Origin of the sequence: Dysgonomonas sp. Marseille-P4361, from assembly GCF_900343125.1 — a bacterium.
In the GTDB taxonomy this organism is placed as follows: Bacteria; Bacteroidota; Bacteroidia; order Bacteroidales; family Dysgonomonadaceae; genus Dysgonomonas.
This window is the reverse complement of sequence record NZ_OPYL01000007.1, coordinates 111412-128498: the sequence shown is the minus strand read 5'-3', so window position 1 is coordinate 128498 and position 17087 is coordinate 111412. Positions and strand designations below refer to the sequence as shown.

Here is a 17087-nt window from a genome sequence, read left to right as displayed (position 1 = left end):
TTTAAAAATTCATTTTGAAAGAGACCCTAATGCCATCCTTACTAATATTGGGGTGATCAAGATAGTTCAACCGCCTTACATAGTCTATTCTAAAGAATTTAAAGATATTCTCGATCCCAAGATTGTACTCCATATAAGGGGCTTTGTTGGTCGTATAAGTATCTTGTGGAAATAATAATAAATTATTATTGAACTCCGGATTATTCCTCTTGCTCAAGCTCCCCCAAAAGCCTCTGAAACCTATTACTTCCCGCCACTTAAGCAATTTAAGCAAGGGTATCCGATTAAACAACCATCCCTCTAGATGATGGTAAACTTCCCAAGATATCTGAGCATCATGCACAAACTCTAAAGACTCTATCAGATAATAACTACCACTCTGGATAGTATATGAATTATTAGAGCTTGGAGTAATCAGGAAAGGAAACGGTGTTTCTCCCCATATTTTTTCAGCAGAAGCAGACATTGATAGTTTTCCAAAAGGAGCTACCCATAAACGCTTTGACAAAGAGAAAGATGTTTTGTTATAACTATAATCACCTCCAAGAAAATTCTCTAAAGCTATCGTATGACTTAAATTCAAAATCAACCTTTGAGATGGAATAGAATGTCTCTTGCGCCTTTGTTGGAAAAACTTCTCGTTAGGTGCATAACGAAGAGCTAAGGTTGCTTCAGTAGTTTTTAGTCTATTTACGGTATAGATATTACCTTGATCGTCCTTCTTTTCAAAGACAAGTTCTCCAGCTGGAGTTTCATCGAACGTTTGCCCGGATATTTTATAAGAAAAACCATTATAAAACTCTTTCTGGTATGCAATCTGAGTTTGACGATTATAAGTCAATTTCTTATTACTGGACGATGTTAATGACCTCAATATATTATCCCTCTCGGCCTGTGTATAACGCTGTCCTAAAGTATTAATATCGTATTTATAAGCTAGAGTCAAATTATTCTTAGGGAACTCATCTTTATGATTTTCTATCTTTTTAAATGCCCAAGTAGCCTCCCCATAATATTTAAAGATTTGGTCTCTTGTCCCATAAGCTCCATAGCCATAGAAATACAAATGAGGGTGCAAGTTTTTTGTTGTAGATAACGTCAATCGGAAACGATTTCCTTCCTGAGAGTTATAACTATAGAATGTAGGCAAAGTTCCAATATCCAGTTTATTTATATCCGGATCGCTTGACAAAGGAATGTATCCTGTTGAAATTATATCTCCAGCTTTCAACAATAATCTAAAAAAGGTGATATCATTAATATCAGCCATCATTTTATCGATACGATAGTCTTTTTTATGATTAGAAGGTCTATGGTTATTCCAAAATTCATCGGGACGTTTCAAATAATTTTCTTCACAAACCTCTGGTGCCCTCAATACAAATATGGCATCCATAGGGATATTCATTTCAAAATCTTCATAACTTCTAACTTTGTCAATGTAAAATTTTGCTGCATCAAGAAGAGATATATCTATTGCCATACGCTCCTCTTTTGGAATCCATTTATTTTCTTTAGTCTTAACAAAACTGTGTTCAATCACAAGCTCCTCCACGAAATTGATATTCATTTTCTTAGGGGTTCTTATAACTGCTTTTTTTACGGCATACATACTATCCAAAGAAATTAACAAATTCCCCGTAAAACCTATATCTCTAGAATTGAATGGAGCAAAGTCTAACTGAACAAACCGATCCTTGTCTATACTGACTGTATCAGAAATATACCATCGATAGAAATTTACAGCCCCATGTTCGCTGAGTGGCCCTATAAACTCATGTAAGAGTAATGTCATCGAGTTATCGAAGATAGAAACATCTTTAAAGACTTCTTTTATTATAGCATCGAGTCCTTCTGTATCAAAGGTTTGATCCAGTCCCTCTATCTGATAACCTTTTACAATTCGCTTTGTACTTTTAGGCTCTTTTCTATAAAAAACATCCGAGACTTTTTCCCTTATAGAGAAGGGTAAAATAGCTTTATGATCTATAATAGAGGTATCTATATAATTAGGTAAAAACTTATAATGCTTAAAAGGATTTTGATCGGGTTTGAACTCATTGAAAGCAAACAGAACCCTTTCGTATTCTTTACACTGATAATAATCCAGAGCCGCAATATTATTTTCCTTTTTGTTAGCTATTACCTTTTTAATTAATTCTACCGCAGGATTATTCTTTTTAGAGTATTTTTCTTTTTTAGGACGGATAACAACTTCCTCCAATTCTTTATCAACAGGAATCAAGTAAATATCTTCACTCGTCATCACTCCCGGATGAATCGTAAAAGTATAAGGTTCATATCCGACTATCGATACTTTGACAGCCGTAAGTCGTGTGTTATTGTTCAGGGTAAATTCGCCTTCTTCGTCAGTAAAGGTTCTTATATTAGACCCTTCAAACTGCACAGACACAAAAGGCAGCCTTTCTCTTGTAACGGCATCTTTAACAGTCCCTTTTAGTGTAGTCAACGATTGGGCATTTGATATACAGCAAACCAAGCATAATAAGAAAAATAAAATACTTTTCTTCCAATAGTTTAAGTTATGATGGTTATACCTACCCATTAATTGTGTCGTTATAAAACTTGTCTCTCTATTTAATAACGGAAAATCAAGGAACGATTATAAACCGATCCTCGATTTTCCATATATATTAGACTGTACAACTCTCTGAAAAGTTGCATCTATTACTATTTTTTAATCTATCAATTTGCGATAGCGAATACGTTTAGGTTCAACATTACCCATACGTGCTTTTTTATTTTCTTCATATTCGCTATAACTTCCTTCGAAGAAGAATACCTCTGAGTTTCCTTCAAAAGCAAGTATATGTGTACAGATGCGGTCTAAGAACCAGCGGTCGTGAGATATAACAACTGCACAGCCTGCAAAGTTTTCAAGACCTTCCTCTAAAGCACGAAGCGTATTAACATCAATATCGTTCGTAGGCTCATCCAGGAGTAATACATTCGCCTCTGATTTTAAAGTCAATGCCAAATGTAAACGATTTCTTTCCCCTCCGGACAACACTCCTGTTAACTTTTCCTGATCTGCTCCTGAGAAATTGAAACGTGATAGGTAAGCTCTTGCATTTATTTCGCGCCCTCCTACTCTAACCGTATCATTACCTCCAGAAATCACCTGATATACTGTTTTGTTCGGATCTATTTCGGTATGAGATTGATCTACATAACCAATTTTCACTGTCTCTCCTACTTCAAATGTTCCTTTATCTGGAGTTTCTAACCCCTGGATAAGACGGAAAAGAGTTGTTTTACCTGCTCCGTTCGGACCAATAATACCAACTATTCCCGAAGGAGGAAGCATAAATTCCAAATTATCGAACAGAAGCTTATCGCCGAAAGCTTTACTTACACCGTGCGCTTCTATTACTTTATTCCCGAGACGAGGCCCGTTAGGAATAAATATCTCTAATTTCTCTTCTCTTTCTTTTTCGTCGGCATTCAACAATTTTTCATAATCGTTCAAACGTGCTTTACCTTTAGCATGACGTGCCTTTGGTGCCATTTTCACCCATTCTAACTCTCGTTCAAGAGTTTTACGACGTTTACTGGCCTGCTTTTCTTCTTGCTCCATGCGTTTGGTCTTTTGTTCAAGCCAAGAAGTATAATTTCCTTTCCATGGAATTCCTTCTCCTCTGTCAAGCTCAAGAATCCAACCTGCGACATGATCCAAGAAGTAACGGTCGTGCGTAATACAAATTACTGTACCTTGATATTGTTGTAAATGTTGCTCTAACCAATCGATAGATTCTGCATCCAGGTGATTGGTAGGCTCATCAAGCAATAACACATCTGGTTCTTGCAATAATAAACGACATAGTGCTACACGGCGAGCTTCTCCTCCCGAAAGATTTTCTGCCAATTGATCTTCTGGCGGACAACGAAGAGCATCCATTGCTCTTTCCAACTTATTATCAATATTCCAAGCATCAGTCGCATCTATTGTATCTTGCAATACAGCTTGGCGAGCAAAAAGGGCATCCATTTTATCAGGATCTTCGTAATATTCAGGCAAACCAAACTTCTCATTGATTTCTTCATATTCCTTCAAGACATCCATAATTGGCTGAACTCCTTCCTGAATAATTTCTTTTACTGTCTTTGTCGGATCCAATTTAGGATCTTGCTCTAAATATCCAACGGAGAAACCTTTATCTGAAACTATTTCGCCTTGATATTCTTTTTCTATTCCAGCGATCATCTTCAACAGAGTTGACTTACCGGAACCATTTAGCCCGATAATACCAATCTTAGCTCCATAGAAAAAAGATAGATAGATGTTCTTTAATACTTGTTTTTGAGGTGGGTAAATCTTACTCACACCAATCATCGAAAAAATAATCTTCTTGTCGTCCGACATAATTTTATTTCACTTATTATTTTATTTTTATTACTTCAATCTATTATGACTAAAATCAAAATTTATTTTTGATACAAGAAACGTTTTATACTACGTTTAGGCGTTTTTTCAAATTCTTTATCTTGCAAACGGAAATTAGTTACTTGGCTATAATTAGGCAAACGTTTATTGATTGCTTTTCTTTCTGCTACAAATACTTCGGGATAATTAGCCTCATCAATTCCTTCTTTCTTAAGGTGTTCTATGTCCGGATAAATAAGAGCTATAAGTTTTCCATTTTCCTCTATAATTAATGCTTCCGATACATACGGAGAGTTATTATATAGGTCTTCTATTTCTTCCGGATATATATTCTGTCCCGAAGCTCCTAGAATCATAGTTTTACTTCGGCCTCTGATAAAAATAAATTTATCTTTATCCATAATTCCGAGGTCTCCAGTCTTCAACCAGCCTTCTTCATCTATAACCTGTTTAGTCGCTTCTTCATTCTTATAGTAACCAAGCATAACATTATCGCCTCTTACAATTATTTCTCCGGCTTCTGTTTCAGGATTAGACGAATCTATCTTTATTTCCATTCTATCCACAGGTCGTCCACAAGAACCAGGCTTATATGTTTCCCAGTATTCATAAGAAACCAATGGACCACATTCTGTCATTCCGTAGCCAACCGTATATGGAAATTTTATATCTGTCAAGAATTGTCCTACTTCTTTGTTTAAGGCTGCTCCACCAATTACAACCTCAACCAATTTATTTCCAAACATCGGAATCAGTTTGTCTGCTACTTTCTTATAAATCTTCTTTTTCAAGAAAGGAAAATATAGCATTGTTTTCACAGGTTGTTTCTTAAACTCAGGAAAAACTTGCATTTGAACTATTTTCTCTATGATAAGAGGTACTGCCAATACTAATGTTGGATTTATTTTAGCAAAAGCTCCCAAAATAATTTGAGGCGAAGGCACTCGTGTTAAATAATTGATATGACATCCCGTAGTGATAGATAAAAGAATTTCAAAAGCAAGTCCATACATATGAGCCATAGGAAGCATACATACGATACCATCACCAGCTTTCACAAATGGAATCTCGTCAATAGCGAAACGTGTATTTGACCATAAGCTACGATAAGGTATCATCACTCCTTTAGGATTACTTGTTGTACCCGAAGTATAATTTAATACGGCAAGTTCTTCCGGCAACTCATCATGAAAGATAACATCTTCTTTTGTAAAACCATTTGGATATTTTTTATTAAAAGCAAGTTCCAAATTAGAGCATGCTGCTATTAAACCAGCCGAACTAGATTTTTTCACAGAGAAGTCATCTATAAGCATTATTGTATCCAATGCCGGCATCTTTAACGGATCTATTTTCTCCCAAACATATTCATCACAGAAGAATATTTTAGATTCAGAATGATTTACCAACGCATGAATATTTTCGTCAGTAAAGTCATGGAGAATAGTCGTAACTACTGCACCATATGTCATCGAAGCAAAGAAGGAAACCGTCCAATTAGCACAGTTTCTTCCACAAACAGCTATTTTATCTCCTTTTTGGATACCCATTTCATCAAATAAAATATGCAATTGTGCTATTTTCGATGCAAAATCTTTATAGAGGTATGTATCTCCATTATAATCGGTTAGTGCTGGTCGTTCCCAGTTGTCACAAATACCGTTTTTTATCAGTGTTAAAAACTTTTTATCTTCCATATGGCGTATTATTAATTATCGTTTTAAGAAAGGGATTACCTTTTTTCAATTTATCGTTTGTTCTTCTGTAGTAGGACCATGAACAACTAGTTTTCCATCTGTTGTTACTTCCATCTTATCTATAAACACAACACGTTCATCACCTGTAGCCTCAGTTCGCCCATGGTAAACTGTATACATTTGTCCGTCATGTTCGAACATCATATTATGTCCAGTACCTGTTACAATGCCTCCTTTTTCTACATTCTTCTCAAGGATTGGATTATTATCTGCTTTCACAAATGGACCTAGAGGATCTTTGGATGTAGCATATCCTACGGCATAGTTTTTACCTCCAAAATAGTTTGCAGAATACATCATAAAATAAACATCTCCTTGTTTAAATATAAAAGAACCTTCAGTCCATCGTCTGTTGACTTCTTTTGATGTAACCGAACGACTCTCCCACTCTGCTTGCTTGTCGTCCATCTTTACAGGTGGACGAAGCAATAGTTTGGGTTCTCCTATAATATCTGAAAAGTCTGGTTTTATTTCTACTCCATAAATCCAACTTTCTTCTATTTCATCAAACCAACCTTGTTTCTTTGCCCAATCAGCAACCTCACTTTTCACAGGGTTTTTGTAGCAACAACGCGAGTAGTATAAATATACTCTACCATCTTCGAAATGAAGATTTGCATCAATTATAGGATACCCCGGATCAAATATTGGACGATCCATTAAATCTTTAAAAGGTCCGGCAGGACTATCCGAAACAGCAACTCCTATCCTAAAATTTTCACCTTCATTGGTTGGATTATGCTTCCAATCTGCACTGAACAACATATAGAATTTGCCATCTATCTCATACACCTCGGGAGCCCAAAAATTAGCTACAGTCCAAGATTCTGGAGTATTCCCCTGATATATACGCCCCAGATTTTCCCAATTCACTAAATCCGAAGACACGCTTGCCTGAAAGCCATTATCTACCCCTCCTGTTCCATACATATAGAACTTACCATCCGAAGCCTTCAATATATAAGGGTCACCAAAAGCGACAGGTAACGGATTTTTATATACAAGGCTAGAATCCTGCGCAGTCGAATTGCTTTCTTTCTTATTTTTAGGAGAACAAGAGAAAAATGACACACAGATAACAACTAATAGGAGGAGAAATTTATAATTCATCTTTGATTTATCTTATATTTAACAATACGAAAAGGCTATAAAAGCCACATTAAGAGTATATCTGAAAGCAAATATAATGAATAAAATTCTATTTGAAATTATTTATTATAATAGCGATAAAAATATTTAAATACTCTTTTTATTTAAGGGCTGAGAACCTTTGTTATATAAGGGTGAATGATAAACAATAATTTGCTTATTTTTGTGTTTTATTAATATAAAACAGAAGTAGTTTATACGTGTTACAAAACAATACAAAAAGTGTACTAATTATTATTTCAGGTATACTTCTTATTTTACTCGCATCGTGTTCTAACAAAAAGAATACTGCTTTGACACGTTTCTACCATTCAGTTAATACCAGATACAATATACACTTCAATGCGGAAGAAGCATACAAGGAGACACTAAAACAGCAAACTTTATCCAGAGAAGACAATCTTTCTCAAATGCTCTATATTTTTCCTGATAATTCAGATTCTTTGGCGATGGAGTCGGTTGGAGGGAGTTATACTACAACAATCGATAAGGCTACTAAGGCTATTAAACTCCACTCGATAAAAGCAAAACCAAGGCGAGACCCCAAAAGACGGAACGATGCAGAATATCAGGCATGGCTTCAGCAGAAAGAGTACACTCCTTTTATGGATAAAGTATGGCTATTATTAGCGAAGGCTGAATTTCAAGATGGGAATCATTTGAGAGCTATTACAACATTTTTATACATATCGAAAATATACAGTAGCAATCCTGAAATTGTCGCAGAATGCCAACTATGGATAGCCAGAGCTTACACCGAAATGGGATGGCTATACGAAGCAGGAAATGTGTTACATAAAATGGAGCTGGCCGGAAAAATCCCGGAAAAACTCTTAAGACTTTATTCTTCCGTAAAAGCAAATTATCTAATGAGAAACGATGACTTTGTCTCTGCAATTCCTCACTTAGAACATGCTATAAAAAATGAAAAAGACAAGCATCAGAAACTACGAATGAAATATCTGTTGGGGCAGCTTTTGGCTCATACAGGAAAAAAGTCTGAAGCTCATCAGGCATTTGCCTCTGTACAAGGGATGAATACCCCTTATAATTACAGCTTTAATGCCAAACTGCAACAGATTGCACTGATCTCTGATAGCGATCCTAGAAAATCTATCGCCGAATTAACTAAAATGAGCAAAAGCTCAAAAAACAAAGAATATCTAGATCAACTATACCTTACTATTGGCAATATCCACTTACAACAACAAGACTCTACCAAAGCAATAGAATTCTATCAGAAAGCGATAAAAGAGAGTATCAGAAACGGATATGATAAAACCATGTCTGAAATAACCCTTGCCAATATCTACTTCAACAAAAGAGAATTCATTTCCGCTCAGCCTCTTTATTCAAGTGCAGTAAACTCTTTAAGAAAATCTCATCCCGACTATAAACTAGTTTCGTTACGTTCTGAAGTATTGGACGAACTTGTTATTCATGCAAAAACTGTTCAAGAACAAGATAGTTTACAATACATTGCCGGACTTCCTGAAGATGCCAGATTAGAAATAATAAATAAAAAAATAGAAGCGATAAAAGCAGAGGAAGAAAGACAGAAGAAAGAAGAAGAGAGACAACAACAGCTAGAAGAACAAGAATCAAGAGTTATCAACGATTGGAGCGATTTAAACGGAGACACATGGGGAGATTCTAAAACGGTTCAACAACCTGTTATTCCTATTACAAATAATACGAATCAGAATTCGAAAGATCAGTTTTACTTTTACAATGCATTAGCCGTAGAGCAAGGCAAAATAGCTTTTCAAAAAAGATGGGGCAATAGAAAACTGGAAGACAACTGGCGAAGACGTGACAAAAGCACATCTTTTTCTGATGTTGACGACTTTGATATACCGACAGATTCTTTAGAGACAGAAGCTCCTGAATTAGTAGCAGAAAAGGGAGACAATCTGGAAAGTGAGATTTCAAATGACATTTATTCTGTAGATTACTACCTACAGCAATTACCTTTAACGGAAGCAGCTATAGAAGAATCAAACGTATTGATCGAAAATGCGCTATTTCAGATGGGTAAGATATACAAAGATAAGCTCGAAGATTTTGATTTAGCTATAGAGACATTCAATACCGATATAAGCCGTTTTCCTCAAACACCGAATCTGGAAGAAATATACTTTCAGTTATTCCTCATATATATGCAAACCGGCAACAACGAAATGATGTCATCTTACCGCAACCGATTGATTAGTGAATTTAGTGAAGGAAAATATGCTACCCCTCTATCTGATGATAACTACGAGTGGAATTTCAGATATTTACCTATTTTACAAGACTCTTTGTATTCGGCAGCATACGATGCATACAAACAAGCTGATGTAAAAACCATTAGAAACAACTATAAAACGATAAATGATAAATATCCATTTACTGATTTAATGCCAAAGTTTGCATTCTTAAATGCTCTTTCATATGCTCAAACACGTGATATTCGAAATCTTGAGAGCAACCTAAAAGAAGTTACAGAGAAATACCCTAAATCAGACGTTTCTCCATTAGCAACTAATATACTAGAAAGAATAAAAGAAGGTAGAATCATTTTATCTGATGGCTCTCCTATTACAGATTTTGATTGGTCTAAGGCTTACTTAGGAAATGATTTACTGACCGATGAAGCAGGAAAAGCAATCGTTTTCTCAGACAGTCTAAACACCGAACATCTATTACTGTTAATGTTCAAACCAAACAGTATAGACAGAAATGATCTCTTGTACGAAGTTGCTGATTATAATTTCTCTAATTATGTAATCCAGACCTACGATTTAAGTTTCGACTCTGAGTCTACTCATGACATCTTACTCATAAAAGGTTTTCAATCATTTACTCAAATCAGGTCATATATAAACAAAGCTTTATCTCCTGACGGGCTAATTAATAAAATATCGCCATCTATTACACCTGTACCAATATCCATAGAGAATTATACAAACATCCTCCCTAGTCTAGGCATAGAACAGTACATGAGTTTCTTCTCCGACCACTATCAAGAAGATCTGCCCGCGCTAATTGCATTCTGGGATGGAGTAGATTACGACCTCGACGAATTAGAGAAAATCCAACAAAAAGAAGACTCTACTCTAATTGCTGAGATCGAACAAGAAGATGAAGTTATAGAAGACAACAAACCTCTGATTGATGATAAGTCTAAAGAGCCACAAATTACAACTCAACCAGAGAAAAAGGAAGATAAAAAAGAAAAGCCTGAAAATGACAAGCAAGTCACAGCTGATGATTTGTTATCTAAAGACCAGTTAGAAAAGATTGGTGAAGTTAATGAAGCTATAGATGAAATTCTCAACAATCCTGTAGATGGCATCAAAAATTTATTCAAGAAGCGAAAAGACACCGAGAATCTGACCAAAGAGGAAAAAGACTCTCTGAAAGCTGAAGAAAAAGCATTAAAAGAACATCAAAAAGAACTCAAGAAAATAGAGAAATTCAGATTAGACTCTATCCGTAAAGTTGAAAAACAATATGCTGATTCTGTCAAAAGAGCAGAACAGGCTGTGAACGATTCTATAAAAGCTGAAAAAGAAAGAAAAGAAGCAGAGGCTAAACTGGAAATAAAGCGTAAAGAGGAAGCAGCAAAAGCCGCTAAAAAGGCTAAGGAAGATGCTATCAAACAACGCGAGCAGGAAAGAAAAGAAAAAGAACGCCAACAGAAAGAACGCTTGAAAGAAAGAGAAAAGGAGAGAAAAGAAAAGGAGAAAGAGCGAGAACGTTTAAGAAAAGAGAAAGAAAAAGAACAAAAGGAAAAACAACGTCAACGCGAGGAAGAACGAAAAGCTCGTTATAAATAGTTTCTTTTAATTTACAGACTATTAAATCTTACTGACTAATATTTTCTACTCTTAGTAGATAAAAATACATACAAAGCTTTCGTTTTGGTTTAAAAAACAAAAAACTTTTGATTAATAGTTGAAATCACAAAAAAAAATCATTATTTTGCCTAGCGAAGAACATAAGGTATTACCTTTCATTAAAAAAACTAACGTATGAGCGAGAACCTAAACCCCGGATTACCTGTGGAAAACCCTTCTGATGAAGTTAAGTCTAACGAAAATGAGATTGAAGAAACTTCTGTTGTAGAAAACAATTCCACTACAAACACTGAAAACTCAGAGAAAACAGAAGAATCTGCAATTACCAAAGAAAGTGAAACAACACTTCCTACAGAAGAAGTCACTAAACCGGAAGAAACTACAGAGTCTTCTGAGGCAAAGCAAACATCTTTGTCAAAGGATGAAATTATAGAAAAATTAAAAAATCTGGCACACCAAGAGAACCTACCTGCACGTGCTGAAGTAGAAAGCCTAAAGCATGCTTTTTACAAGTTACGCTCAGCAGCTGTCGAAGCTCAAAAGAACGAATTTCTTGAAGCAGGAAACAATATAGAGGACTTCTCTCCTACACCAGATCCGAGTGAAGATGTTTTAAAAGTATTCTTAAACGAGATAAAAGAGAAACGTGCGAGTCGTGCTGTAGAAGAAGAACGCCAAAAAGAAGAAAATTACAATAAAAAACTTCAGATAATAGATTCTATAAAAAATCTTACTGAAAGCTCTGAAGATTTCAACAAATTATATAAGGAATTCAAAGATCTGCAACAACAATGGAACGAAATATCCCTAGTTCCTCAATCAAAAGTGAAAGAACTTTGGAAATCTTATCAGATCTATACAGAGAAATTTTATGATCTCATAAAAATCAACAATGAATTTCGCGATTATGATTTCAAAAAGAATCTGGAATTAAAGACAGCAATCATCGAATCTGTTGAAAAATTAGTAGAAGACACTGATACCGTATCAGCCTTCCATCAGTTACAGAATTTCCACCAACAGTGGAGAGAAATTGGACCTGTTGCTAGAGAATTGAGAGAAGATATTTGGAATAGATTCAAAGAAGCTTCAACAGCTATTAACAAACAATATCAGTCCCATTTTGAAGAATTAAAAGGGAAAGAAGAAGAAAATCTGGCAGAAAAGACCGCAATCTGTGAAACTCTAAGAAGTATTGATTACACTGCGCTTAATTCATTCAAAGACTGGGATGAGAAAAGTAAAGAAGTAATTGCATTGCAAGCTAAATGGAAAACAATTGGTTTTGTCCCAAAAAAAGTAAATAATCAAATATTTGAAGAGTTCAGAGCTCTTTGCGACACTTTCTTCGAAAATAAAAGTGAATTCTTCAAGGGGGTTAGAGACGAGATGGACGACAACCTTGACAAGAAAAGATCTTTGGTAGAGCAAGCTAAATCTCTAAAAGATAGTACTGAATGGAGATCAACAGCAGATAAACTTATTGCAATCCAAAAAGAATGGAAAACAATAGGACCTGTTCCTCGCAAATATTCTGATGCCATCTGGAAAGAATTTGTGACAGCATGTGATTATTTCTTCGACCAAAAGAAACAACACGAGTCTTCTCAAAAAACAGAAGAACTAGACAATCTTGCTGCGAAAAAAGAAATTATCGAAAAAATAAAAAATATAGATCAATCTCTTGATTCATCTGAAGCTATCTCACAAGTAAAAACTTTAGCTGATGAATGGCACAAAATAGGCTTTGTACCATTCAAAGAAAAAGATAAGATCTATAAAGAGTTCCACAAAGCGGTTGATGAACATTACGACCGTCTAAAAGTAGATAAGAGTGAAAGACGATTTGAATCTTTCAAATCGAATATCAAGGATAATCTATCTAAAGACAATCCTAAAAAGCTCCTTTACAGAGAGAGGGATCATTTAATGCATCAGTTCAATAAGATCAAAGCTGACCTGCAGACTTATGAGAATAACATGAATTTCTTATCTATCTCGTCCAAAGGTGGCGGTGGTTTATTAAAAGACATTAATCACAAAATTGAATCGTTGAAAGAGGAATTAGATTTAATCGTTAAGAAAATTGAAACAATAGATGAAAATCTGAATGAGATAGAATAACTATTTTTTCTTATTCTAATATAGTATAAAAGAGATATGTAATAAAACATATCTCTTTTTTATTTATTGAGTCGGATATCATTAATGGCATTATCTTTGTACCTTTGATAAAAATAAAATACGAATAAAATGAATATAACGAATCTTAAAAACGATAATTTCTTCCTTCTTGCAGGTCCTTGCGTTATTGAAGGAGAAGATATGGCATTACGTATAGCCGATACAATAGTCAATATTACATCAAAACTAAATATACCTTATGTTTTCAAAGGATCATATCGCAAGGCCAATCGTTCCCGAGTAGATTCTTTCACTGGTATAGGTGACGAGAAAGCCTTAAAAATACTACGTAAAGTAAATGAAACATTTGGCATACCAACCGTAACAGACATACATGAAACGCATGAAGCTGCTATGGCTGCTGAATATGTTGATGTATTACAGATCCCTGCTTTCTTGTGTCGCCAGACAGAACTTCTGATAGCTGCTGCCGAAACAGGAAAAATAGTGAATATCAAAAAAGGGCAGTTCCTTGCTCCAGGCGCTATGCAGTTCGCTGCTCAGAAAGTGGTGGATTCGGGAAATAACAATGTTATTCTTACAGATAGGGGAAGTTCTTTCGGATACTCAGACCTTGTTGTTGACTTCCGTGGTATTCCGGAGATGAAAGAATTTGGTTTTCCTGTGGTTCTTGATGCCACACACTGCCTGCAAAAGCCTAACCAAGCTTCAGGAGTAACGGGAGGACAACCCAAATTGATAGAAACGATGTGCAAAGCTGGTATTGCAACTGGTGTTGACGGTTTATTTATCGAAACTCATTTCGATCCTGCTAATGCAAAATCTGATGGAGCAAATATGCTTCCACTCGATCAACTAGAAGGATTATTAACCAGACTTACTAGACTAAAAGCCGCATTATAAAATATGAAAGTTGAAGTTTGTTTTTCCCCCGCACTCTATCCTTTTTATTCTGAAACGAATGGCAAGATAGTTGTTGTTACAGACATATTCAGAGCAACAACCACTATATGTGCTGCTCTTAACAACGGAGCTAAAGCTATTATCCCTATTGCATCTATTGATGAAGCTCGAGAATATAAAACAAAGGGCTTTCTTGTTGGCGCTGAAAGAAATGTAAAGCGTTGCGACTTTGCTGATTTCGGTAATTCTCCTTTTGATTATACAAGAGAAAAAGTTCAAGATCAAGAGGTCGTTTTTACTACAACCAATGGAACACAAGCAATAGAGATGGCTTGCGAATCTGACATCTTAACTATTGGAGCTTTCTCTAATATTAATGTATTGGCTGAATTTTGCTATAAACAACAAAAGGATGTATTAGTTTTGTGTGCAGGTTGGAATAACAAATTCAATATAGAAGATACTCTATTTGGCGGCGCCTTAGCTCAAAAATTATTAGATAAAGGTTACTCTTCTTCATCTGATGCGATTGAAATAGCTATTTCTATGTGGAAAGAAGCTCAACCTGACATAAAACACTATATAGACAGAACCGAACATATCAAAAGATTAATAGCAAACAATCTGCAAGATTCCGTAGAATATTGTTTAACAGAAGACACTGTAACTATAGTGCCAATATATAACAAAGACACAAAAAGGATTACAGTCCTTTAACTACTGTCATGGCTAGCCATAACGAACTAGGAAAAAAGGGTGAAGATGCTGCTGTCTATTTTCTTCAACAAAAGGGCTACAAAATTATAGAACGTAATTGGCAATATCAAAAATATGAGATTGATATTATAGCTGAGAGTGCTGAATTTATTGTTTTTGTAGAAGTAAAAACGCGCAGTTCAAACAGATGGGGAAATCCCGAAGAGGCTGTATCGCAAGCAAAGATCAAAAGAATAGTTGAAGCTGCTGATTTTTATTTAAGAGATAAAGACATTTCACTTCCAGCTCGTTTTGATATTATTGCCGCTATATGGACCGGAAAAGGTTTTGACATAGATCATATTGATGATGCTTTTCTTCCTCCCGTAAATTAATTTATCTATATACTAAGAGGGCTAACCTATTGAAAATATAACTTTAGCTACACTTTCAAATCTGTTACTTTTGTCACTTTTTAGTTAAAATAGAAATGAATATAGAAGATTTTAGAGATTATTGCCTGTCTATAAGAGGTGCAACAGAATCCTTCCCTTTCGGAGAAGATGTTCTTGTCTTCAAAGTGATGAACAAAATGTTTGCATATGGTTCCTTAGCTCCTAAAAATGGCGAATTCCGTTTTAGTATGAAATGCGATCCTGAAAGAAGTGTAGAGCTAAGAGAACGATATTCAGGTGTTATCAGAGGTGAACATACCGCCTCTAATCTGTGGAATGCTGTTTATCTTGCCAGTGACGTTCCTGATAATCTTATAAAAGAACTTGTACAACACTCCGTTGATGAAGTTATCAAAAAACTACCTAAAATAAAACAGGCTGAATACAATAAAGATGCAAAATGACAAGATCATACATATTTCAACGATAGATTCTACAAATATTGGCCTAGCTCAACTAAACATAAAAAAAGTAGTTAAAGAAGGCATAGGATTACTTGAAGGCACTATATTATGGGCCGACTTTCAGTCTTCGGGTAGAGGGCAAAGAGGGAACAGCTGGGAATCGGAGAAAAGCAAAAATCTAACATTCAGTATTATTTTTCATCCTTCAACAATAAAGCCAAACCAACAATTTCTTATTTCGCAAGTAGTAGCTTTGGGTGTAGCTAAGTTTCTCAGTAAATACACAGATGATATTTCGATAAAATGGCCTAACGATATTTATTGGAGAGAGAAGAAAATCTGTGGTATCCTGATCGAAAATCAATTGGGCGATGATACAATCATTCACTCCATTGCCGGTATAGGAATCAACATTAATCAAACCGAATTTACCAGTGATGCACCTAACCCTGTTTCCTTAAAATCAATTACCGGAAATGATTATTCGCTTACCACATTGATAGAAGAAGTGCAACTATCTATTTTAAGCTATTACAAAAAATTACAAGATGGCGAAATCGATTTTATACGCAATAACTACAAAAATAATTTATTCAGAAAAGAAGGGTTTCATCCATACAATGATGGCATAACGAATTTTTATGCAGAAATTCAAGACATTTTAGATTCCGGAATACTTATCTTAAAAGATAAAAATGGCTTAGAGAGAAGCTTTGCTTTTAAAGAGGTAAAACACATCTTAGAATAAGCTCCATCAACATTTTAGCATCATCATGTACTTTTATTCATTTTTATGTATAAATATTTTTTTTATACATAAATAGTGTATATTTTTGCACAAACATTGTATATTTATACTGGTATGACAAAAAAATATCGTCACAAAATAATAAAAGACATCTTACGGACTAATGAGATAAACAGTCAAGAGATGCTTCTTAATTTACTTACTGAAAAGGGGTTTGAATTGACACAAGCAACGCTTTCCAGAGATATAAAAGAACTAAAAATAATAAAAGTCCCCACTTCCAAAGGAAGTTACGTTTATCAGTTTTCTGATGTAATATCCGGAAAGCAAGAAGACTCTCCACCTTTAGCATCCTTCGGTTATATCAGCCTTGAGTTCTCAGGTCAGTTAGCTGTAATGAAAACTCGCCCTGGATATGCAATGGCTATTGCCGGAGAAATAGATTACAAAGCATCACAGTACATTCTAGGAACTGTAGCAGGAGATGATACAATCCTTCTTATTCCTAGAGAAAACTATACCAGAGAAGAAATAATTAATTCACTTTCGGAGCTAATCCCAAATATTGGATAATGATTATTAC

General features: G+C 35.1%; 12 protein-coding genes. 8 read left to right on the top strand and 4 right to left on the bottom strand.

The annotated features are described in order from the left end of the window. Window position 1 precedes the first annotated feature (1 nt). The 4 genes from DHU68_RS12485 to DHU68_RS12470 form a co-directional block, all read right to left on the bottom strand. Entirely contained in the window at window positions 2-2566 is a 2565-nt protein-coding gene (locus DHU68_RS12485) for a DUF5686 and carboxypeptidase-like regulatory domain-containing protein (protein ID WP_108823335.1), read from the bottom strand. Window positions 2567-2698: 132 nt separating this feature from the next. Further along, window positions 2699-4384: an energy-dependent translational throttle protein EttA gene (gene ettA / locus DHU68_RS12480; protein ID WP_108823334.1), complete on the bottom strand. Its 1686-nt coding sequence runs from the start codon at window positions 4382-4384 to the stop codon at window positions 2699-2701. Window positions 4385-4446: 62 nt separating this feature from the next. After that, the gene (locus DHU68_RS12475; protein ID WP_108823333.1) at window positions 4447-6102 is read right to left on the bottom strand and encodes an AMP-binding protein; all 1656 of its coding nucleotides are present in this window, start codon (window positions 6100-6102) and stop codon (window positions 4447-4449) included. 45 nt (window positions 6103-6147) lie between these two features. After that, window positions 6148-7272 carry a glycoside hydrolase family 43 protein gene (locus DHU68_RS12470; protein WP_108823332.1) on the bottom strand — a complete coding sequence of 375 codons (1125 nt, stop codon included), beginning with the start codon at window positions 7270-7272 and terminating at the stop codon, window positions 6148-6150. 332 nt (window positions 7273-7604) lie between these two features. Here DHU68_RS12470 and DHU68_RS12465 point away from each other — a divergent pair, with 332 nt between their 5' ends. The 8 genes from DHU68_RS12465 (at window position 7605) to argR (ending at window position 17077) form a co-directional block, all read left to right on the top strand. After that, entirely contained in the window at window positions 7605-11132 is a 3528-nt protein-coding gene (locus DHU68_RS12465; RefSeq protein WP_255412500.1) for a tetratricopeptide repeat protein, read from the top strand. Between the two features lie 195 nt (window positions 11133-11327). Beyond that, entirely contained in the window at window positions 11328-13277 is a 1950-nt protein-coding gene (locus DHU68_RS12460) for a DUF349 domain-containing protein (protein ID WP_185117515.1), read from the top strand. Window positions 13278-13406: 129 nt separating this feature from the next. Next, the gene (gene kdsA / locus DHU68_RS12455; protein ID WP_108823330.1) at window positions 13407-14201 is read left to right on the top strand and encodes a 3-deoxy-8-phosphooctulonate synthase; all 795 of its coding nucleotides are present in this window, start codon (window positions 13407-13409) and stop codon (window positions 14199-14201) included. Between the two features lie 3 nt (window positions 14202-14204). Further along, window positions 14205-14918: a 2-phosphosulfolactate phosphatase gene (locus tag DHU68_RS12450; RefSeq protein ID WP_108823329.1), complete on the top strand. Its 714-nt coding sequence runs from the start codon at window positions 14205-14207 to the stop codon at window positions 14916-14918. An 8-nt stretch (window positions 14919-14926) separates the two neighbouring features. Then, complete coding sequence (locus DHU68_RS12445; protein WP_108823328.1) at window positions 14927-15292, top strand: YraN family protein; 366 nt, start codon at window positions 14927-14929, stop codon at window positions 15290-15292. Between the two features lie 95 nt (window positions 15293-15387). After that, window positions 15388-15756, top strand: coding sequence for an MmcQ/YjbR family DNA-binding protein (locus tag DHU68_RS12440; RefSeq protein ID WP_108823327.1), 369 nt, complete (start codon window positions 15388-15390; stop codon window positions 15754-15756). Next, entirely contained in the window at window positions 15746-16504 is a 759-nt protein-coding gene (locus tag DHU68_RS12435) for a biotin--[acetyl-CoA-carboxylase] ligase (protein ID WP_108823326.1), read from the top strand. Before DHU68_RS12440 ends, DHU68_RS12435 begins: the two co-directional genes overlap by 11 nt. A 114-nt stretch (window positions 16505-16618) precedes the next feature. Further along, on the top strand, window positions 16619-17077 hold the full coding sequence (gene argR, locus DHU68_RS12430) for an arginine repressor (RefSeq protein WP_185117514.1): 459 nt from the start codon (window positions 16619-16621) through the stop codon (window positions 17075-17077). Window positions 17078-17087: the final 10 nt, after the last annotated feature.